16 protein-coding genes and 1 tRNA gene are annotated in these 20,341 nt (G+C 71.6%); 11 read left to right on the forward strand and 6 right to left on the reverse strand.

Annotation, left to right across the window (positions count from 1 at the left end; genetic code table 11):
• Positions 1–6 precede the first annotated feature (6 nt).
• Entirely contained in the window at positions 7–864 is an 858-nt protein-coding gene (locus IT371_19615; GenBank protein MCC6749883.1) for a metal ABC transporter permease, read from the forward strand.
• Here the strand turns inward: IT371_19615 and IT371_19620 are convergent.
• Genes IT371_19620 through IT371_19630 form a run of 3 tightly spaced genes read right to left on the reverse strand, consistent with a single transcriptional unit; the run spans position 845 to position 3,062 of the window.
• Positions 845–1,507, reverse strand: a complete 663-nt coding sequence (locus IT371_19620) for a hypothetical protein (protein MCC6749884.1) — start codon at positions 1,505–1,507, stop codon at positions 845–847. The genes IT371_19615 and IT371_19620 overlap by 20 nt on opposite strands.
• The gene (locus tag IT371_19625; GenBank protein ID MCC6749885.1) at positions 1,489–2,502 is read right to left on the reverse strand and encodes a chorismate-binding protein; all 1,014 of its coding nucleotides are present in this window, start codon (positions 2,500–2,502) and stop codon (positions 1,489–1,491) included. Before IT371_19625 ends, IT371_19620 begins: the two co-directional genes overlap by 19 nt.
• Positions 2,499–3,062, reverse strand: coding sequence for an aminodeoxychorismate/anthranilate synthase component II (locus IT371_19630; protein MCC6749886.1), 564 nt, complete (start codon positions 3,060–3,062; stop codon positions 2,499–2,501). The genes IT371_19625 and IT371_19630 overlap by 4 nt, the downstream gene beginning before the upstream one ends.
• Before the next feature lie 167 nt (positions 3,063–3,229).
• Between IT371_19630 and IT371_19635 the strand changes: the two genes are divergently transcribed.
• The 3 genes from IT371_19635 (at position 3,230) to IT371_19645 (ending at position 7,308) form a co-directional block, all read left to right on the forward strand.
• Entirely contained in the window at positions 3,230–3,739 is a 510-nt protein-coding gene (locus IT371_19635) for a hypothetical protein (GenBank protein ID MCC6749887.1), read from the forward strand.
• The gene (locus IT371_19640; protein MCC6749888.1) at positions 3,736–5,307 is read left to right on the forward strand and encodes a GMC family oxidoreductase; all 1,572 of its coding nucleotides are present in this window, start codon (positions 3,736–3,738) and stop codon (positions 5,305–5,307) included. The genes IT371_19635 and IT371_19640 overlap by 4 nt, the downstream gene beginning before the upstream one ends.
• 732 nt (positions 5,308–6,039) lie before the next feature.
• Positions 6,040–7,308: an aminotransferase class III-fold pyridoxal phosphate-dependent enzyme gene (locus tag IT371_19645; GenBank protein MCC6749889.1), complete on the forward strand. Its 1,269-nt coding sequence runs from the start codon at positions 6,040–6,042 to the stop codon at positions 7,306–7,308.
• Positions 7,309–7,323: 15 nt separating this feature from the next.
• Here IT371_19645 and IT371_19650 read toward each other — a convergent pair whose 3' ends face one another.
• Positions 7,324–8,325: an AgmX/PglI C-terminal domain-containing protein gene (locus tag IT371_19650; protein ID MCC6749890.1), complete on the reverse strand. Its 1,002-nt coding sequence runs from the start codon at positions 8,323–8,325 to the stop codon at positions 7,324–7,326.
• Positions 8,326–8,353: 28 nt separating this feature from the next.
• Positions 8,354–8,427: transfer RNA gene (locus tag IT371_19655), tRNA-Met, on the reverse strand.
• A 75-nt stretch (positions 8,428–8,502) separates the two neighbouring features.
• Between IT371_19655 and IT371_19660 the strand changes: the two genes are divergently transcribed.
• From IT371_19660 to dinB, 5 genes are all read left to right on the forward strand, one after another.
• On the forward strand, positions 8,503–10,254 hold the full coding sequence (locus tag IT371_19660) for a carbamoyltransferase (protein ID MCC6749891.1): 1,752 nt from the start codon (positions 8,503–8,505) through the stop codon (positions 10,252–10,254).
• A 1-nt stretch (position 10,255) separates the two neighbouring features.
• Positions 10,256–11,239 carry a hypothetical protein gene (locus IT371_19665; protein ID MCC6749892.1) on the forward strand — a complete coding sequence of 328 codons (984 nt, stop codon included), beginning with the start codon at positions 10,256–10,258 and terminating at the stop codon, positions 11,237–11,239.
• Between the two features lie 196 nt (positions 11,240–11,435).
• Positions 11,436–12,968 (forward strand): VCBS repeat-containing protein, encoded by a 1,533-nt coding sequence (locus IT371_19670; protein MCC6749893.1) that lies wholly within the window; start codon positions 11,436–11,438, stop codon positions 12,966–12,968.
• A 30-nt stretch (positions 12,969–12,998) separates the two neighbouring features.
• Positions 12,999–13,943 (forward strand): hypothetical protein, encoded by a 945-nt coding sequence (locus tag IT371_19675; protein ID MCC6749894.1) that lies wholly within the window; start codon positions 12,999–13,001, stop codon positions 13,941–13,943.
• Positions 13,944–14,004: 61 nt separating this feature from the next.
• Positions 14,005–15,297, forward strand: a complete 1,293-nt coding sequence (gene dinB, locus IT371_19680; protein ID MCC6749895.1) for a DNA polymerase IV — start codon at positions 14,005–14,007, stop codon at positions 15,295–15,297.
• Here the strand turns inward: dinB and IT371_19685 are convergent.
• Positions 15,182–15,676 carry a hypothetical protein gene (locus IT371_19685; protein ID MCC6749896.1) on the reverse strand — a complete coding sequence of 165 codons (495 nt, stop codon included), beginning with the start codon at positions 15,674–15,676 and terminating at the stop codon, positions 15,182–15,184. The genes dinB and IT371_19685 overlap by 116 nt on opposite strands.
• A 521-nt stretch (positions 15,677–16,197) precedes the next feature.
• On the opposite strand from IT371_19685, the gene IT371_19690 reads away from it, so the two are divergent.
• Both IT371_19690 and IT371_19695 read left to right on the forward strand, forming a co-directional pair.
• A complete protein-coding gene (locus IT371_19690; GenBank protein ID MCC6749897.1) occupies positions 16,198–18,714 on the forward strand; it encodes a S8 family serine peptidase in 2,517 nt (838 codons plus the stop codon).
• Between the two features lie 135 nt (positions 18,715–18,849).
• Positions 18,850–20,331 (forward strand): hypothetical protein, encoded by a 1,482-nt coding sequence (locus IT371_19695; GenBank protein ID MCC6749898.1) that lies wholly within the window; start codon positions 18,850–18,852, stop codon positions 20,329–20,331.
• The last annotated feature ends 10 nt before the right edge of the window (positions 20,332–20,341 follow it).

The raw sequence follows: 20,341 nt of genomic DNA on the forward strand, positions 1-20,341 counted from the left end.
ACCAGCGTGCCCCCTCTCGACAGCGCACCGACCTGGGACAAGTTCATTGCGGGCCTGCCGGTCCTGCTCGACCCGATCCTGTGCGCGGCGGCGGCGGGGCTCGTCCTCGGGCTGATCGGCGTGTACGTCGTCCTGCGGCGCATGGTCTTCGTCTCGGCGGCGATCACGCACGCGGCGGGCCTCGGCGTGGCGCTCTCCTTCTACGTGCAGATCCATCTCGGGTTGGGAGCGCTCGCGCACCCGGTGGTGGGGGCCTTCGTCTGCGGGATCCTGGCCACGCTCCTGCTCCTGCGCGACCCGGCGCGGCTCCGGCTCACGCGCGAGAGCCTGCTCGGCCTGGTGTTCATCGGGGCCGCGGGGGCGACGCTGCTCGTGGGCTCGCGCATCTCGCAGGAGAGCCACGACATCAACGCGATCCTCTTCGGCTCGGCGGTGCTGGTGAGCGCGGCGGACCTCTACACCACGCTCGTCGTGGGGGGGATCGTGCTCGCGGGACACCTGTGGCTGCGGCGCGCCTTCGTCTACGTGAGCTTCGACAAGGAGAGCGCGCGGGTGCACCAGCTCCCGGTGCGCACGCTCGAGACGGCGCTGCTCGTCAGCGTGGGGCTGATGGTCTCGGTGACCACGCGGGCGCTCGGCGCGATGCCGGTCTTCGCCTTCAACGTGCTGCCGGCGATGGGGGCCCTCGCGCTCTGCCGGCGGGTCGAGACGGCCTTCGTGGCGGCGGGCCTCTTTGGCCTGCTCTCGGGGGCGGCGGGCTACGTGGCGTCGTACTTCTTCCGCCTCCCCGTCGGGGCGAGCCAGACGGTGACGGCGGCGCTGCTCGCGCTCCTGGCGATGGGGGTCAGGTTCGTGCGCCGGTAGCGTCGGGCCGCCTGGTGAGCCGCGCGAAGAGCGCGTCGATCTCCCGCCGGAGGCTCGTGGGGAAACCCGTGCTACGCGGCTCGGCCAGCGCGCAGGTGCCTTTCACCGCATTCACGAGCAGGAGCGCGTTCGAGTCGCCGGGGATCACCCCTTCGCGGGCCGACAGGTGGTCGCGGAGCGCCGCCTCTGCGGTGGAGAGGACGCGGGGACGCCCTCGGGAGGCGACGAGGAGGGTCGCACCGTCGAAGTGGAGCACCGCGGCGGTGCACGACTCGTAGAGCTCGCGCCCGTCGGCGGATGTGAGGAGGGTGGCCACCCCCGGCTGGCGGACGGCCTCGTACGGCCCCGGCTGGGCAGGCTTCGGAAAGGCGACGCTGCGATCCGCGACGGGGGAGGGCAGGCTTCGCGTGGGGATGCCGTCGTAGAGGCGCGAGGCCGGGCGCTCCTCCACGCGCAGGCCCGCCTCCCCGTCGGTGAAGACGGCCCAGTTGCCGGGCGCGGCAGTCGCGGCGAAGCGATCGAAGGCCGCACGCGCCTCGTGGTCCTCGTGGTCCTCGTCGTCCCCGGCGAGGCCGAGGCGCGCCAGGTGGTAGTCGAGGAGGACGACGCCGGCGTCGGTGAGTCTCAGGACCGTGTAGGGCAACGGAGCGCTCCTAGCTTGACGTGGAGCTCGTCGAGCTCCGCGCGGGGATCGGAATCGTAGACGATGCCGCCGCCCACACCGTAGATCCAGCCGGCGGGGGTCTTCTCGGCGGTGCGGATGAGCAGGCTGAAGGTCGAGCGGTCGTCGGTGACGAGGCCGAGCGCGCCGCAGTACGCGCCGCGGGGAGTGCTCTCGAGCGCGCGGATGAGGCGCAGGGCGGCGGTCTTGGGGGCGCCGCTCACCGAGCCGCCGGGGTGGAGCGCCGAGAGGACCTCGAGCGGGGTCATCCCGTCAGCCAGCGTGCCCACCACGTCGCTCACGGTCTGGAGCGCATACGGGAGCTCGAGGACGCGGCGCGCGTGCTCGACACGCACCGAGCGGGGTTGGCAGATGGGGACCAGGTCGTTGCGCAGGAGGTCGGTGATCATCGCGAGCTCGGCGCGGTCCTTCTCGCTCGCCTCGAGGGCGGCGGCGGCCTCGGGCGGCGCGGTGCCTTTCATCGGCTGGGTGTGCACGTACGAGCCGCGGGTCTCGAAGAAGAGCTCGGGCGAGGCCGAGACGAGCTCGCGTCCGTCGGGGAGCCGGACCCACGCCGCGAAGCGAGGCACGGCTCGCGCGCAGAGGAGAGCGAAGAGGGCGGAGCCGGAGAGGCGTGGGAGCTCGGCGCGGGCAGTGAGGCAGACCTGATAGACGTCGCCCGCCGCGATGGCCTCGCGCAGGCGCTCGACCTTCGCGGGGTAGTCGTCGGCGAGGAGGCGGAGCGGGAGCTCGGCCCCGGGCGGCTCGAGGGAGGGGCGAAGGGGCGTAACGGCCTCGGGGGCGAAGAGCTCCGCGGCGCTGCCCCGCTCTTCGAACGGCACGAAGACGAGGCGAGGCCGGTCCGTCGGAGCGGTGGTGGTGGGCGTGAGGTCGCGAAGGAGCACGAAGGGCTCGCCGCCGAAGCCCGGGCCGAGAAGCGCGAAGGAGGGCAGGGCCTCGAGCTCGACGAGTCTCACGCAACGGCCTCGAAGAACGCGGCCAGGAGCGCGCGCCCGTCCTGGCTGCCGAAGGAGTCGGGGTGAAACTGGAGCCCGGCCATCGGGAGCGTGGCGTGCTCGATGGCCATGGGCAGCCCGTCCTCGGTGGTGGCGACCACGCGCAGGGGGGGCGCGACGCGCGCGAGGGCCAGGGAGTGATAGCGCATCATGAGGCGCGGGCCGACGAAGCCCGGAAAGAGGCGCGAGGGGGAAAAGAGCACCGGGCTCTGCTTGCCGTGCACGGGGGGCACGCGGACGAGCTCGGCGCCGAAAGCCAGGCCCAGCGCCTGATGCCCGAGGCAGATGCCGAGGAGCGGAAGGTGCGCGCGTGCGGCGGCGTGGACGAGCTCCACGATCCCCGCGCGCACGGGGTCGGTGGGGCCCGGGCCGACGATCACGAGCTGGGCCCTTGCGAGGGCCTGCGGATCACCTGCCGCCTCGCGCCCCGAGCGAAGCTCCACCGCCGACCGCTCGACGGGCAGGGCGTCGACGACGTTCCAGGTGAAGGAATCGTCGTTTTCGAGGAAGAGCACGCGCACGACCGGATACAAGCACAGACGGTGGTGCGGTGCAAGTGCGGGCGAGCAAGTGCGGGCGAGCAAGTGCGGGCGAGCAAGTGCGGGCGAGCCAGCGGCGCTCCGGCCTTCGACCCAGCCGCGGGCGCGCGCGACGTGCTAGGCTTCGCGGACCATCGTCGAGGCCTTCGATGATCCTCTCCGACTATCGGTTCTCTCCCGCGGTGCGGCGCACGGTCAGGGCGCTCGTGCCGGTGATCTGTCCCCCCGAGGTGGAGGAGCTCGGGCTCGTGGACGCCGTCGTGGCGCAGGCCGAGCTCTTCGTGCGCTCGCTCGCCCCGGAGGCGCGGTACGGGCTCGTGGCCGGTTATCGCTCCTTCGAGCTCCTCGCGGCGACGCGGCCGGCGCAGCTCGGGCGTACCTTCTCGGCGCTGCCGAAGGGCGCGGCGCGGGCGTACTTCGACGCGTGGTGGAATAGCCCGCTCGGACCCGCACGCTCTCTGGCCATGGGGATGAAGAGCCCCATCGCCATCGGTTACTACGAGCTCCCCGAGGTGCAGGCGCGCATGGGGTACGCCGCCCAGGGCTGGATGGATCGGGTCAGGCAGGAGCGACGCGACCGTTTCGGCGAGGTCATCGCACGGCACGAGGCGGAGCTCGTCGCACCGAATCCGCTCGTTTCGGGGAGGGAGCGCCGATGACGACGGGGGCCATCTACACGCGGGCCGACTGGCCCTCCGTCCCGGGCGCCACGGGGCGGCGGCGCACGTTGCGGGGCACCGAGGTCGAGCTCTCGGCCGACGTGGTCATCGTGGGCTCGGGGGCGGGCGGGGCGGTGATGGCGGCCGAGCTCGCCGAGGCGGGCTACGAGGTGCTGGTGCTCGAGGAGGGCGGCCACCACCGCACGGAAGAGTTCAACGCGCAGGCCGCGGCGATGGTGCGCATGCTCTATCGCGATGGAGGGCTCGGGCTCGCCGTCGGGAACCCGCCCGTCTTCTTCAGCGAGGGGCGCTGTGTGGGCGGCTCCACCACGGTGAACGGCGGCATGTCCTGGCGCACGCCGGAGGCGATCCTCGCCCGCTGGTCGGCGGAGCACGGCCTGCCCTGCATCAGCCCCGAGGCGATGGAGCCGTACTTCGCGCGCGTCGAGACATACATCTCGGCCGTGCGGCAGGCCCACGAGACGTTGAGCCGCGACAACGTGCTGCTCAAGGAGGGGGCCGACCAGAAGGGCTGGCGCCTGATCGAGAACATCCGCAACCAGCTCCACTGCGCCGGCAGCAACAACTGCGCGTTCGGCTGCCCGACGGCGGCGAAGCGCTCCACGCTCGTCTCGTATCTGCCACGCGCGCTGGCCTTCGGGGCGCGGGTCTACGCCGACTGCCGGGTGGAGAAGGTGCTCTTTCGCGGCCAGACCGCCATCGGCGTGCAGGGCCGCGTCGTGGCGCCGAACGGCGAGCTCGACACGCGCTTCACCGTGCGGGCCCGCGAGGTGATCGTGGCCGGCGGGGCGGTCCAGACGCCGGTCCTGCTCCTGCGCTCCGGCGTGCGCGTCCCGTCGGGAAAGCTCGGCCACAACCTGACGCTGCACCCGAACGCCAAGCAGGAGGCGATCTTCGACGACCCGGTGGACGGCTGGAAGGGCGCGCATCAGGTCTTCCAGGTGCGCGAGTTCCAGCACGAAGGGATGATCATGGCCGCGGTGAACTTGCCGCCGAGTCTGCTGGCCATGACGCTTCCTTATTATGGGCGCGAACTGGGCGAGGCCATGGCCGCGTACAACCACATGGTCACGGCGGGCGTGCTGGTCGAGGACACCACCTCGGGGCGCGTGGTGGCGGGGCCCGGCGGGCGGGCGATCGTATTCTACGCCCTGAACGACCACGACGCGCAGACCGTGGTGCGAGGCAGCGCGCTCCTTGCTGAGCTCTTCTTTGCGGCGGGCGCGCGGCGCGTGCTCCTGCCCTTTCACGGTGTCCCCGCCCTGACGAGCGCCGACGAGGCGCGGCGCCTGCCCATGCAGAACATCCCGAAGGGGGCGATGGAGCTGGCCTCGGTACACGTGATGGGCACGGCGGCGATGGGGGCCGACGAGCGTCGGCACGTCTGCACCCCTTGGGGGCAGGTGCGCGGCTATCAGCGGCTGCACGTGGCGGACGCGAGCCTCTTTCCCTCGCCGCTCGGCGTGAATCCGATGGAGACCATCATGGGCCTCGTGACGCGCAACGCAGCGCGGCTCCTCGACGAAGGCCTGGGCCGCGGCGCGTGACCCCTGGGCTGGCCGCTCCGGCCACGCGGTGGCCGAGGAGGTCTCTGGCTCAGCTGGTCATGGGCATGAGCGTTGGAGCCCCGACGGTCGATGACGGAACTATCGAAGAATCCACGCGGCCGGGACGAAGCCTTGCGGCACGGACGTTGCTTACTATCGTGACCATCAAACAACTCGGGAAGTGGGTGGCACGCAAAGGGACGTGGGCACCGGCAGGCGGCTAGGGCTGCCGCGGGAGCTCGGCGACGAGCCGGGCCTCGCGGGGCCGCCGTGGAAGTAACTGCCGGTGATCCTTGGACGTCGCCGTAGCGCTGCGCGGCACGAGGCTTGCTCTCATGGGCCTCCGTGCGGTCGGCGCCACGACGTCCAAATCAACCCCGGTGCGGTGCGGCCGCGGAAAATCAACCCCGGTGCGGGGGGCGGTGGTGCGTCGCGTGGGTCCTGGCGCTTGCGCTGGCTGCGCCGGGGATCGCGGCGGCCCGACATCGCGACCCGCGCGGGGGTGCAGCCGCCGAAGGCGCGGCCACGGGTGAGAAGCGCTCGCGTCCGCCGGCGCACCGCATCTTCGGGCAAGGACGAGCGCCGGACCCGCAGCATCCGCAGAGGCGGCAGGTCTCGCCCGAAGCGCTCCTCCGCGCCACGGTGCGTCTGCTCGGCGGTGACGACCTCGCGACACTCCCCCGCCACGTCCGCATCGCCCTGTCCAAGGCGGCTGGGCGCAGTCCGGCGGCGTTGCGACAGCCAAAGGTGCAGCTCGGACTTCTGGGAATCCTCGAGGAACGCCTCGATGGCGTCGTCTACGAGCGCATCGTGGGGCAGCAGGTGGCCGCGGCGAAACGCGCGGCGCAGCGGCTCGACGGTAAGTCCAGGTCCTCGTACGCGCGGGACGACCTCCACGACATGATGCGCGGCTGGGGCTTCATGCTCCTGCCCGAGAACGACCCGACCTTCTACGAGCCCCGTTATCTCGCCAGTTTGCTCCGCGAGAGCGGCCAGACCGGCGGGCAGTTCGTTCATCGCACCCCCTCCTCCGCGGGCGAGCGGTTTCGGACGGCGTGGGCCCGCCTCGCCCCGGCCAACACGTCCCCCATCGCCTTCACCACTACCGGCTCCGACGCCAACAACCTGCTCTACGACATCGCGCGAAGTGTGAAGGGACCCTCGGCCGAGATCCTCGCCCTGGACGGGGTGTACGGAGGGGCCCGCGGCAAGGCGGCCGAGCTCGGCTTCATGCACAACAACCACCAGTATGCCGACCTCCGGATCGTGAGCCCGCATTCGTACTACTTCAAGCCCACCGACGCGGCGGAGATCCAGCGTCTCGAGGTGCTGGAGGAGAAGGCCCTCGCTCAGATCGCCGACAGGGTCAACCAGGGAAAGAAACCGATCGGGGGCCTGCTCCTCGAGCCGATCGTGGGTGCCCGCGGCGTGCTCTTCTATCGCCCCGAGTTCCTGAAGAAGCTCCGCGAGCTCTGCGACCAGCTCCGCATCCCGATCTTCGCCGACGAGATCCTCACCGGAGGAGGGCGTACGGGCCGCTTCTTCGCGTACCAGCACTACGACGGCTTCGAGCCCGACTTCATCACCTTCGGCAAGGGGCTGCAGATCGCGGGCGTCGCGAGGGTCTCGCGGCACGGCCAGGGCTACTACGCCAACTGGAGCGGTACGACTACCGACGGCTCGCAGGAGGCGTTGCTCAAGGGGGCGCAGGTGCTGAACCGCATCGCCGACGGCAACCTGATGGAGAACGCTCGCGTGATGGGTGACTACCTTCTGACGAAGCTCCGCGAGCGGCTTCCCGCTCCGCCCGGAGTGATGCCCGCCGTGAATCCGTACGCGAACGGCGACGGCCCCGTGCGAGGAATGGGTCTGCTGCTGCTGTGCCCGAGGTCCGGAGTCCTCCCGGTGGATGGTGCGATGGGACGCCTGATGCCCTACCTCACCATCACCAGGGCCGAGATCGACCGACTGGCGCGCGAGGCGGGGTCAGGGCGCCGCTGAGCCTCCCGCCCGCGCTCAGGGTCCCGGCTGTCCCATCGTACGGTCTCCCGGCTTCGTCTCGGGTGTCGGGAGCAGGGCGCGGAAGACGAGGCCGACCGACGCCACGGCGGGCTTTCCATCCGTGGGCTTCGGCCAGACCCAGGTGAGAGCCCGCGCCTTGATGCAGTCGTCGATGGCGCGCGCGCCGAGGGTGCTGGAGACGATCACGCTCTTCGCCGATTTCCCCTCGGCGTCGACCGTCACCTGGAGGGTGACCTTGCCGTTCGACCAGCTCGCGCGCCGGACCATCTCCCGTTCGTAGCAGTACCGGAGCTCTGCGCCGCGCCGGCGCACGATCCGGAGAACAACCGGCGCGGGCAGCTCGCCGCGCACGACGGGCTCTTCGACGCTGAGCTGCGCGCTGCGCGTCCGGCGCAAGGCGCCGATCCCGCGGCCGGAACCGTAGCCGCTCCCGTAGCCGCCCCCGCTTCCCCGTCCAAGGGTGCCGATGCGGCCGAGACCGATCGTCCCTTCGCCGGTGCCGCCGCCACCCCGCCCCGTACCGCGGAGGCCGAGTCCTCCGGCGCTCTGCGGGGCTCGCAGCACCGCCGCGCGCCGCGTGAACCGCGCGCTACCGCTCCAGGCGGCGCTGGCCGGAGCGAAGCTCCAGCCGCGGGCCTCGCGCGCGAGACAGCTCGCCGCCGAGGCCGAGAGCTCTCGCGGGCCGGAGAGGCTGACCTGCGCCACCTTGCCGTCCGCGGCGATCGCGAGTCGCAGGCTGAACTCCACGTCCGCGTTGCTGACGCCGCTCTCGGCCACGAGCAGGCACGCCTCGAGGAGCCGCCGCTTGAGCCGGGCCACGCTCCGCAGCGCGTCGGTCCGTCCGGCGAGGGTGGCCGAGGCGCTCTCGACTACAAGCTCGCGCGAGTCGCCCTTCGCCGCGCCAGCGCTCGGCGGACCGGCGAGACAGGCGAGGCAGGCGAGCAGGCCGCAGGCGGCGAACCACCTTCCGGCGAGCGTCTTCGGGAGCCGTCGCATGGCGCGAACCTCGTCGATGATGGGGTAGTAGCTGGGGGCGGACTCGAACCGCCGACCTAGGGATTATGAGACCCTCGCTCTAACCACCTGAGCTACCCAGCCACGCTACGGCCCCCTTTTTAATCCATCTGGTGCGGGAGTCAACACCCCGCGTAGCATGGGGCGGGCGAGGTTTCGGTGAGCGACGAGCGCGTTGTCCTCGGTATCAACTGTGCGTACCACGAAAGCGCCGCAGCGCTGCTCCGCGGCGGCGAGCTGGTCTTCGCCGTCGAGGAGGAGCGGCTGAGCCGCGTGAAGCACGCCAAGCCGGCGCGGGTGGACAACGCCGACGCGCTGCCCTTCGCGGCGATCGGCGAGTGTCTACGCGCCGGGGGTGTCTCGCTCGGGGAGGTGGACGCCGTCGGGTTTTCCCTAGAGCCGGGTCGGCGCGTGGCCCTCGTAGGGCGGGACCCCTATCCCCTGGCCGATCCGCGGGGCTTCGGCAGCGCCGAGGGAGAGGCGCTCTTCGACGCCGGGGTTCGGCGCTCGGCCGAGCTGCTCGCGGAACACGCGGGCGTTCCGGGCTTCGGCTCGCGCGTACGGTTCCTGCCGCACCACCTGTGCCACGCGGCGAGCGCCTATCTCGGCGGGCCGTTTTCGCGGGCCGCGGTGCTCGTCCTCGACGGGATCGGCGAGGAGGCGACGGGCTGGCTCGGGCTGGGCGAGGAGGGTGCGCTGACCCGTCTCGAGGAGCTCCCGTACCCGCACTCCATCGGGCTCCTCTGGGAACAGCTCGCGCTCTACCTCGGCCTCGGGGCCTACGACGCGGGCAAGGCCATGGGGCTCGCGGCGTGCGGCGACGCGACGCGACCGGCGGCGGCGCTCGACCGGCTCTTTCGCGTGGTGGACCCGGACGGGCGGGACGAGACGGGCCCACCCTACGTCGTCGACGCCGAGCTCGCGCGCCTGCGCGGAGATCTCTCCGGCTTCGAGGCGCTCTTTGGGCCCCGCGCCGCGCCGAACGGTGGGTCGCCCGACGAGCAGCCGCACCTCTGCGACCTGGCGGCCGCCATCCAGCGCCGCACCGAGGAGGCGCTTCTGGCCTGCGCGCGACGCCTCGCGAGGCGCACGCACGCGAGCGCGCTCTGCTACGCGGGGGGCGTGGCGCTCAACTGCGTGGCCAACGCGCGCCTCGAGCGCGAGGGGCCGTTCGAGGCGATCTACGTGCCAGGCCCGGCGCACGACGCCGGGACCGCCCTCGGCGCGGCGCTCCTGCTCGGGGGCGCGCGTCCGCGGCCGGAACCCCTCTCTCCGCTCGTAGGCCCGGACTACGACGACGCGCGGCTCGAGCGGGCGCTCCGCGGCTCGACGTTCCTCGTGGAGCCCCTCGCCGACCCTTCCGCGCGGGCCGCCGAGCTCGTGGCGGCCGGAGAGATCGTGGGGTGGTTTCACGGGCGCCTCGAGCTCGGACCCCGGGCCCTCGGCAGCCGTTCGCTCCTCGCCGATCCGCGGCGCCTCGACATGCGCGAGCGCCTGAACCGTCAGGTCAAGCACCGCGAGCTTTTTCGCCCCTTCGCCGCCTCGTGCCTCGAGGAGGCGCTCGACGCGTGGTTCGAGGTCCCCGTGCGCGAGGGCCCGGGCGCCGAGGCCTCGCGGGAGCTGATGCTGCTCGCCTACCCTGTCCGCGCGGAGCGTCGCGCGCAGATCCCGGCCGTGGTGCACCGCGACGGCACCTGTCGCATCCAGACGGTCGATGCGTTGCGCCAACCGGCCTACCACGCGCTGCTGGCGCGCTTCTTCGCCCTGACCGGCGTGCCCCTGGTGCTGAACACCTCGTTCAACGACAGCGAGCCGATCGTCTGCAGCCCCGAGGACGCGCTCGCGACCTTCGGGCGCACGGAGATCGACGCCCTCGTGATCGGAGACCGCCTCGTGCGGCGGCGCCCCTGAAATGCGGCGCCTCGGTGTGCCCGCGGACGAGCTGCTCTTCTCGCCGGCCGTGGATCGCTACGGCGCGCGCCTGGCCCTGGTCTTCGGCAACCAGGCGCCGGACGGCCTCTGCCCCTATTTCCGCGCGGGCGGCTGTCTGCACTGCGACATCGGCGCCGGGGAGGGACGGGCCTTCACGCTCGAGGAGAACCGCGCCCGGCTGCGCTGGTTTCACGGGCACTACGCGACGCTCCTGCCCGAGCTCGCGCACCTCGTGGTCTACGACTCGGGGTCGGTCCTGAACCCGCGCGAGCTGCCCGCCGAGTTCCTGGACGAGCTCTTCGTCTGGGCGCGAACGCTTCCCGCGTTGCGCGCGCTCTCGCTCGACTCGCGGGAGGCCTTCGTGCGCGGCGACCGGCTCGTGGCGCTCGCGGAGCGGGCAGGAGACGCGATCGCGGTGCGTCCGATCCTGGGGCTCGAGACGAGTGACGACCACCGGCGCGACGGACTCCTGCGCAAGCGTATGCCCCGGCGCGCGGTGCTCCGGGCCTTCGACGAGGTGGCTCGCGCGGCCGAGCGCGTGGGCGGCGGGCGCGTCGGCCTGGACGTGAACCTGGTCGTGGCCGGTCCCGGAACGGACGCGGCCTCGGCGGCCGAGGATGCGGCGGCCACCGCGCGCTTTGCCTTCGCCGAGGGGGGCGCGCGCGGGCTCTCTGTGGACCTGAACCTCCACCCCTACTATCCGAGCGGGCGCGGCCGGGCGGCCTTTCCCGACCATCCCCGGTGCGCGCTCCCCACCCTCGTCGAGGCGCTCGAGGCCATCCTGCGCGAGCGGGCGGAGCGGATGCCCGCGGCGGGCCTCTTCATCGGCTGGGAGGACGAGGGGCACGACACCGAGGGTTCGCAGCGGGCCCTCGATGGTATGCGGCTCGCCGCGATGATCGATCGCTTCAACGCCGCGCCCAGCGCGGAGCTTCTGCAGAGCCTGCGCGAGCCCTCTCGGTAGCGCTCGCGATGCGTCCCGACCCGCGGGTGGCTGCGACAACTTGCCCGATGCGGCACTTTGCCTAGTGCCGCGCACGCGCGGACCTTGATACAGGCAAGCGAGACGATGACGGGCGGGCGCGTCGCGCACGCCTAGAAGACTCCTCCAGTGAGTTGACCGCGGGCGCGAGCCGCCGCCCGAACAGGAGACGTGCGTCATGAGAGGAAGAGCGACCTGCAAATGGCTCGTGCTCGGGTACGCCTGGGCCGGATTGGCGTGCTCGCCGAGCGGAGGGGGAAGCGCCGACGCGGGGGCTACGGCCGACGTGGCTCTCGCGCGGGACGCGGCGATCCCCGATGGACGGAGCCCCCTCGAGGCCGGGAGCGTCGACCGCGGGACAGGTGACGCGACGCGAGCCGACGCGGGGCCGCCGCCCCCCTTCGTGCCGGGCGAGCTCGGTACCTCGGCTGCCGTTCTCGACCTCGACGGCGACGGACACCTCGACCTCGTGGTGGGGGCGCCCTCCTCGAGCGAGGGAGCCCGCGCGGGCGCGGTCCTCATCTATCGCGGCTCGGCGAGCGGTTTCGGGTCGACTCCGGCGGCGAAGCTCCTCGGAGAGACGGAGGGTGACAGCTTCGGGGCCCGCGTGGCGGCGGTCGGGGACGTGGACGGGGATGGAAAGCCGGAGCTCGCCGTTTCGGCGCTCCACGCGACGGGGAGGATGCCCCTCTCCGGCGCGGTCTACGTCTACCGAGGGGGCCAGCTTCCACCCACGCGCCTGGCGAAGCTGTCGGGCGAGGTCGCGCTCGACCGGTTCGGCTCGTCGGTCGCCGGCGGAGATCTGGACGGGGACGGCAGGAGCGAGCTCGTCGTCGCGGCGCCGCTGGCGCGTGGTTACCAGCTCTACAGCGGTGCGGTGTACCTCTACCGGAGCGGCAAGGCTCTCACCGACGCCGCCGACGTGAAGCTCGGGGGGAGCGCCCAGCAGGGGGCCATCGGGGCCGCGGCGCTCGCCGTCGGGGACCTCACGGCCGACGGCCTCTCGGAGCTCCTCGTCGGGACAGGCCACTCGGTGCTGGTCTTCCTCGGGCGAAAAGATCTGCAGCAGCACCTCGCGAGCACCCCCGAAGCCGATAGCGAAATTCACGGCCGGCCGCTCACGGCCACGGGACACACCGGCTCGGGCTTCGGCAACGCGCTGGCGGTGGCCGGGGACCTGGACGGCGACGGCGTGGGGGATCTCGTCGTGGCCAATCCCTCGCGCACGGTGCCCGACCTCTTCACCAACCGAGGATGTGTCTACCTGTTCAGGGGCGCGAAGAAGCTGCCCACCGACATCCTGGAGAGCGACCCGGCGACGCGCCTGGTCAAGCTCGTGGGCGAGGCCGATGCGAGCCAGTTCGGCGCGAGCGTGGCGCTGGTGCCGGACGTGAACGGCGGCGGTGCGCCGGACCTCGTGGTCGGGGCGCGCTGGGCCGCGGGGGGCCAGGGCGGAACCTCGCCCGTGGCCGGCAAGGGCTACCTCTTCCACACCGAGGAGCTGCTCGGAAAGGGGGGCGGCGAGGTCGGGGCCAGCTCCGCGGTCCGGACCCTCGTGGCCGACACGCCGAGCGGCGAGCTGGGCGGGACGGTGGCGGCAGGGCCGGCGGGGAGCGTGGTGCTCGGCGCGCCCCGGCTCGAGCAGGAAAAAGGAGGAGCGTTCGTTTTCACCCTCAAGAGCGGCCAGGCGCAGCGCCTGCAGACCCCCTGACCCGGCGGGACCCGCGGAAGGAAGCGAACAATGCGAAAAAGAACTCTAATACTAATCAGCGCGTGCGCCGGCAGCCTCGCGCTGACCGTCGGTCTCTCGCGCGGGGAGGAGCCCGCACCCTTCACCCCCGCCGGGCAGAAGTGGGCCGCGCTCCCGACGGGGCACGCCCCGGGCAAGGACAACGGTAAGGTCACCGGGGACCCGAAGAACGCGCTCCACTTCCCCGGGGCGGACTGCGGCATCTGCCACCTGGAGGGGCGGAGCGCGGGGAAGTTCGTCTTCACCGTCGGGGGGACGCTCTACAAGGACAAGGCCGGACGAGAGCCTCTGGCCGGCGCCGAGGTCGTGCTGCGGGACGTGACCGGCAAGGTGATCAGCATGACCAGCAACGCGGCGGGGAACTTCTTCACCTACGAACCCGTCGCCGCCGACCCGCGGCTCGGGGGCGACCCGAAGAGCCCCGCCAACTGGCGCTACAAGGCCTGGGTTCACCAGGGCGGCCACGTGGTGCGGACCATGGTCACCCTCGCGCCCGTGGGGGGGATGGGGGCGCCGCGGATGTCCTGCAACATGCACCACGCGCCGACGGGCACGCGTGGACCCGTGGCTCCCGTGAGCTACGGGTCGCTGGCCAGCTTCCCGAAGACGGGGGTGAGCTTCCGCCAGCACGTCTTGCCCGTGCTGAAGAACCGGTGCAAGGCCTGCCACGTACCGGGTTCGACCAAGCCGAACGTGGCCTACGGCACTGAGAACTTCGACTTCAGCGCGGGTCTGGACCTGTCCGGCTACCAGAAGGACGCCCTCTCGGCGAAGGGGCTCGCCGACGTGGTGAACACCGTGACGCCCGACGCGAGCCTGCTCCTCGCCAAGCCCATGACGGGCGGCAAGCACGGCGGCGGGCAGCACTGGAAGGTTGGGGATCCGGACCACGCGGTGCTCCGGCAGTGGATCGCGGAAGGGGCGAAGGAGAACTGACGCGCCGGCGCGACGTCACAGCCGCCCGCGCGTGCGGTAGAGTGCGGTGCGGGAGTCCCTCGTGCCGCGCGTTATCCTGCACTGCGACCTCGACGCCTTCTACGCCTCCGTCGAGCAACGGGATCGCCCCGAGCTGCGCGGCCGCCCCGTGATCGTCGGCGGGTCGGTCCGCCGGGGCGTGGTCTGCGCCGCGTCCTACGAGGCGCGCCCCTTCGGCGTGCGCTCGGCGATCCCGATGGCCCGGGCGGTGAGGCTCTGCCCCGAGGCGGTGGTGCTCGCGCCGCGCATGTCCCACTACGCGGCCGTGTCGCGGCAATTCTTCGGCATCCTGGGGCGCTACTCGCCGCTCGTGGAGGGCCTTTCGCTCGACGAGGCGTTCCTGGACGTGACGGGGGCGGAGCGGTTGCTCGGCGAGGGGCCGGCCATCGCGCGGGGGATCAAGCAGGCGGTACGCGACGAGCTCGCCCTCGTCGTCTCCGTGGGTGTGGCGCCGACGAAGTTTCTGGCCAAGATCGCGAGCGACCTCTCCAAGCCCGACGGCCTGCTCGTGGTGGCCGAGGAGGAGGTGGCGACGTTCCTCGGACCGCTGCCGATCTCGCGGCTCTGGGGGGTGGGGCCGCGCACCGAGGAGGCGCTGTCGGCGCTGGCGCTGCGGACGATCGGGGAGCTCGCGCGTCTCGACGAGCGGACCCTGGCGCGCGCGATCGGCGAGGCGCGCGCGGTGCATCTGCTGCGGCTGGCGCGGGGGCTCGACGACCGCGACGTGGTCCCCGACCGCGAGGCGGTCTCGGTGGGCCACGAGGACACCTTCGACGAGGACTGCTTCGACCGGGAGCGACTCCGCGCGCACCTGCTGGATCAGGCCGACCGGGCCGCAGCGCGCCTACGGGCCCTCGGGCTCCGGACGCGCGTGGTCACGCTGAAGATCAAGTACGCCGACCACCGGCGGCTGAGTCGCCGCGCCTCGCTGAAGGAGGCGACGGACGACGGCAGCACGGTGGGCCGGGTGGCGTGCGCGCTCCTCGCGCGGGTTCCGGAGCTGGAGCGAAGAGGCGTGCGCCTGACGGGGGTGAGTCTGTCGGGCTTCGTGACCGAGCCGGGGGCGGTGCAGCTCGGCTTGCTCGACGGGGAGGGTGCGGCGCAGCAGGTCGCCGACCGCGTGGGACTCGGCGCGGTGCTGGATCAGATCGCCGCGCGCTTCGGGCCCGACGCACTCCGCCGGGCCGTGCACTTGCCTGCTAGCGGTGCGCCGGAGGCTGCGGAGGATTGTGCGGCTGACCGCCGATCGGGCCCGGGATCGGGGCGGGCGCCGGGGGCTGGGCCGGCTCGGGGCGCACGTACTTCCAGGCGTTGACCTGCTGCAGGACCAGGCCGCCCGCGAAGCCGCCCTCGAGGAAGGAGGCGATCCCCTGGAAGGGACCGATCTGCTTCCGGCTGTGCGCCAGCTGCACCATGCGCTTGGTCGCGCGGAAGTCGGCCGTGATGGTGCGGCCCTGGTCGGTCGGGCGCAGCCCGCCGTGGCTCCACAGGTCGCCGAGCCGGATGCTGCGGGTGGTGAAGGCCTTGGTCGGGTTGTACTGCCGGTTCAGGCTGGCCGCGATCATGCTCTTCATCGACTTCGCCGTCTGGCGGTCGGCGCGGTACGGCATGGGGATGTCGGCGCGCACCGGCGCCGCGGCGAAGAGCACGCCGCCGAGCACGGCCAGAGACAACGAACGAGCAAACGCTTTCATGGTGTCCTCCCGGAGGTAGATAGAGCCGCACCACGCCAACCAGCGGCGCCGCGCATCTGCGCTCTCCCGCCCGCGTCGTGCACGCAGGGGCGAAGGGCAACTGCCGTGCCCGGGCCCCGCATCCTCAACTCCTCGTGACCATGGAGAGCCGTGCGGAGCGAGCCGGCCCGGGGCCTTCGGGATCCGAAGCGGCGCCGCGGACGCCATCCGAGCTCCGGTGTTCAGCGCGCGACCAGGTCCAGGGATGGGTACTTCGCGGTCCGTCCGTTGCGGTCCGCACCTCTTCACGGTCGGGCCGGAGGCGCGGCGGACGGCCAAGTGTAATCCAAATTACTCTATGACGGCGAACATGCTGCAATGAGTCACAGCCCTCAGATTCACACTAACACGATGTAATGTTGTGCAAAAAAAAGACCCGTTGTCATTCCTCTTACGTTGTGCGACCTAGTGTGCAGGTGGAGTCGCGCGTAGGATCGCGGCTCACGTTGGCGAGGGTTTCTCTACACGTAGTGGAGGGTTGCATGCGGCGCGGGCATCTGCGAAGCGCGAGCGGAGTTCTGGCGGTGGTCCTGGCCTTCGGGCTCGGGGCCTGTGGGAACGACGAGAACACGGGCGGCGCCGTCGGGACGTGGCGGGCGGGGCTCACGGGGCTCGAGAAGGCCGACGTGATCCTGCAAGCCATCGCGGGCCGCGGCGTGACGGCGGCGAACGCGCATCGGGCCTTCCCGCGCAAGCTCGTGCAGCTGCGCTCGGGCCGGGTGAACGGGAAGCAGGAGGCCCTGATCGACGTGCTGATCCAGGCCGACCCGAGCGCGGTGAGCAAGCTGCAGGCGCTCGGCGTGACGGTACGCACGGTGACCAACGACGGGATCATCACCGCGACGACCCCGCTCTCGCGCGTGCAGGCCATCGCCGCACTCTCCGAGGTGACGCGCATCGAAGCCTCGCGCGCGATGAAGGCGATGAACGACAAGTCGAACGACCTCTTCGCCACGCCCGCGGGGACGCAGGCGGGGATGAACAACCCGCGGTCGTATCGTGGGGCGGGCGTGGTGGTCGGCGTCATCGACACCGGCATCGACTGGACGCACAAGGACTTCATCAAGGACGCGACGGAGTGCGTGGGTTGCACTCCCGAGACGCGGGTGGCCTACTACTGGGACCAGTCGGATACGGCAGACGGCAACCCGCCGACGGGGTTCACCTACGGCCACGAGTACACGCGCGCAGTGATCAACGACGCGCTCCAGAACTACGACAATAGCTGGAGCGAGCTGACGAACGAATTTGGTGCGACCGCCCCCGGCTACCCGATTCGGGCTGCCGCGCGCGACGAGGACGGGCACGGCTCGCACGTGGCGGGCTCCGCGGCCGGTGATGGCAGCGGCAGCGGCAAGATGGGCGGGGCGCCCGACGCGGAGCTCGTGATCGTGAAGTTCGACTTCGACGGAGGGCGGAACTCCGACGCGTCGATCATCGACGGCGTGAACTACATCTTCCAGCGGGCCGCCGCGCTCGGCAAACCGGCGGTGATCAATATGAGCCTCGGCTCGGACTACGGCGTGCGCGACGGCACGAGCCTCGAGGAGCGGGGCATCGACGCGCTCACGGGCCCGGGCAAGGTGGTGGCCGTGGCGGCCGGCAATCCGGGCGCGAACAACTGGTCGACGAAGCTCACCTGGGGCTATGCGCTTCACGGCAGCGGCGCGATGAACGCGGACAACATCACCTTCCGCTTCCCGAGCTACGCGCCGTCGGCGAGCGACTACGGCTTCTTCGATATCTGGTACAAGAGCGGCAACAAGTGCCGCGTGCGCGTCACCGCGCCTAACGGCAGCGTCTATCCGCCGAGCACCGCGGGCGCCTACCGCAACACCTGGGTCACCGGCAGCGCGTACAGCGGGTTCAACACGACCCAGGGCGCGATCCTCGTCGGGAACGGCGGCGACCAGCTCGGTTCGGGCACCACGACCCCCGACCACGAGGTGTACGTGGAGATCTCGGACTACTACGGTACGAAGCCCGCGGCGGGGACGTGGACCATCCGGCTCGAGCCCGCAACCAGCACCAGCACCTGCGCCGGCACCTATCACGCCTGGTACGGCGCGAGCGACAGCGTGACCGCCGGCTGGAAGGCCGAGCCCCGGACCGAGATCAACAAGACACCGCGCTTCGGCGGTCGCGAGTCCGACAACAAGATGACCATCGGCACGCCGGCCTCGGCGAACAAGGTCATCGCCGTGGCGGCCTACCAGACGCGGCAGAGCTGGACCTACGCCTACGGCGCGCAGTGCACGGCGGTCTCCTCGACGGAGCAGGCCTACAGCGCGGGTGAGCTCGGCTACTACGAGGTCTTCGAGCTCGGCGAGCTGGCCTACTTCTCGGGACGCGGTCCGCGGCGCGATGGCGTGCTGAAGCCGGAGATCGCGGCGCCGGGCGTAGGCATCGCTTCCACCTACTCGCACTTCGTGCGGCAGCACCAGTGGCCGAACAAGTGCGTCGCCATGTCCGCCGGCGGGCCGTACCACTTCGGCTCCAACCGGGTGCTCCCCGGGCTCGAGGCGAACATCCTGCAGGGGACCAGCATGGCCACGCCGAACGCGACGGGGGCCATCGCGGTGCTCCTCGATCAGAAGCGCGACCTCACCGACGCTTGCCTGCGGAAGCTCTTCCTCGCGAGCGCGCGTCACGACGACGCCACCGATACGGTCCGCAACTCGCCGAACAGCGCCTTCACCGACACCGACGGCGTCGTCGGTACCACTAAGCCCGTGAACAACGACTGGGGCTACGGCAAGCTGGACATCGGGTCCACCTCGGCGGCGATGACGACGAACGGCTACGCCACCTGCACGGGAGCCTGCACGACGAACGCGGACTGCGCGGTGGGTAAGGTCTGCTCGCCGTCGGCCGATCCCTGCGGCTGCTCGACCTGCGTCACGCCCGTCTGCCAGGCCAAGGGGACGAGCTGCACCGCGGGTAGCCAGTGCTGCTCCGGCTCGTGCGGCGGCAAGTCGGGCTCGAAGACCTGCAAGTAGCTCCTTTCTCCTCCCCCCTCCTCTGCACCAAGCGACGTTCTCCTGCGGCAGTGGCTCCGGCCCTCGCCGGGTGATATCGTATTGCCCCTTAGCTAAGCTATCTGTCGACGGAGGAAGCCTATGACGAGGGTTGGCTTGCGTCGCGCGCCGCGCGGCGCGCTGGTGGTGATGGTGCTGGCCGTGGGGCTCGTCGGCGCGTGCTCGAGCACCCCGAGCGCCACGTCGGACGGAAGCGTGGCCCGCGACGGGATGACCGCCGACGCGAACGCGACGATGGATCGCGGGGGCGGCACCGACGGCGCGCCCGGTCGGGACGGGGTGACCCCGAAACCGGACGGGGCGGGCGACCGGGGCGCTGCCGACCGGGGTGCTGGCGACCGGGGCGCGGCGGACCAGGGTCCCCGTAACGACGCCGGTTGCCTGGGCGCGGCCCCTCCCGGCCTCTGCAGCAAGGGGGTTTGCGCGCTCCAGCCCCCGCGGTGCGTCGGGGGCAACTGGACCTGCAGCGGCCCGGGCTACGAGGCGGTGGAAAAGAGCTGCGACGGCTTCGACAACGACTGCGACGGGCTCGTGGACGAAGGGGTGTGCGCGAGCTGCACCGTGCAGACCACGGCCATCGCGCCCCACCTGCAGGCCATCTGGGACATCGACTTCGACCCGAGCTGCAACGCCTACCTGACGTCCATGATCAGCGGCACGGACTACACGATGCTCGTGCCCGGGCAGCTCGGCCAGGCGGTGAGCAAGTTCCTCGGCAACGCGAACCAGAACATGGGCTTCGCGCTGGTCGATCCCGACCCGGCCAAGCGGCGCGTGGTGGTGACCTACGCCTGCTGCCCGACGTGCAGCTGCCAGGCGAAAAACGGCCTCACGCTGCTTCACACCTGCAAGCCCACCGACCCAGGTTGCGGCTGCGCGGGGCAGACGAACTGCCCGGGCTTCATGAACGAGCCCTTCCTGAAGGCCGGCCTTGCCGACACCTCGGTGCACTTCAACGGCTTCGGGGTCAGCACGCCGAACGGCCTGGCCGTGGGCCCCGGCAATACCTACTTCGTGGGCAACTTCAAACCCGACACCTGTTCGGCGGCGGCCACCTGCGACGCGTGCGACCCGGCCCATCCGGGCGTGTTCTGCGCGCCGTCCCGCGCCAACTGCTGCGACGCGAGCCCCTTCGGCCGCCTGGCGCAGTTCACGCTCCCCGAGGGCGGCAAGGAGCCCACCTGGCGGGTGGTGAAGATCATCCAGGGCGAGCAGATACTCGGCCTCGCGGCGGGTCGCGACGGGTCGGTGATGGTCGGGACCTACGTGAGCGCCACCGAGGGTCGGCTCTATCGCTACAACCCCGTGGCGGACACGCTGACGCTGGTGCGTTCGTACAAGGGGACGGTCTTCAGCATCACGCAGGACCGGAGCTCGGGAGACTGGTACCTGGAGGTGCGGGCGACCCCCAAGCTCGTGCGGCTGGCCGAGGACGGCTCGCCGCTCGTGCTGCCGTCCGGCGTACCCGCCGACCCGGCCAGCGAGGGGATCCTGCAGGTGGGTCCCGACCGCAAGCTCTACCGCCTGATCGGGATCGCCGACGGGCCGTCGAACCTCGCCTCCTTCGCTCTGCCGTAGTAGGTCGGGA

The organism is Deltaproteobacteria bacterium (genome assembly GCA_020848905.1).
Lineage (GTDB): Bacteria > Myxococcota_A > Polyangia.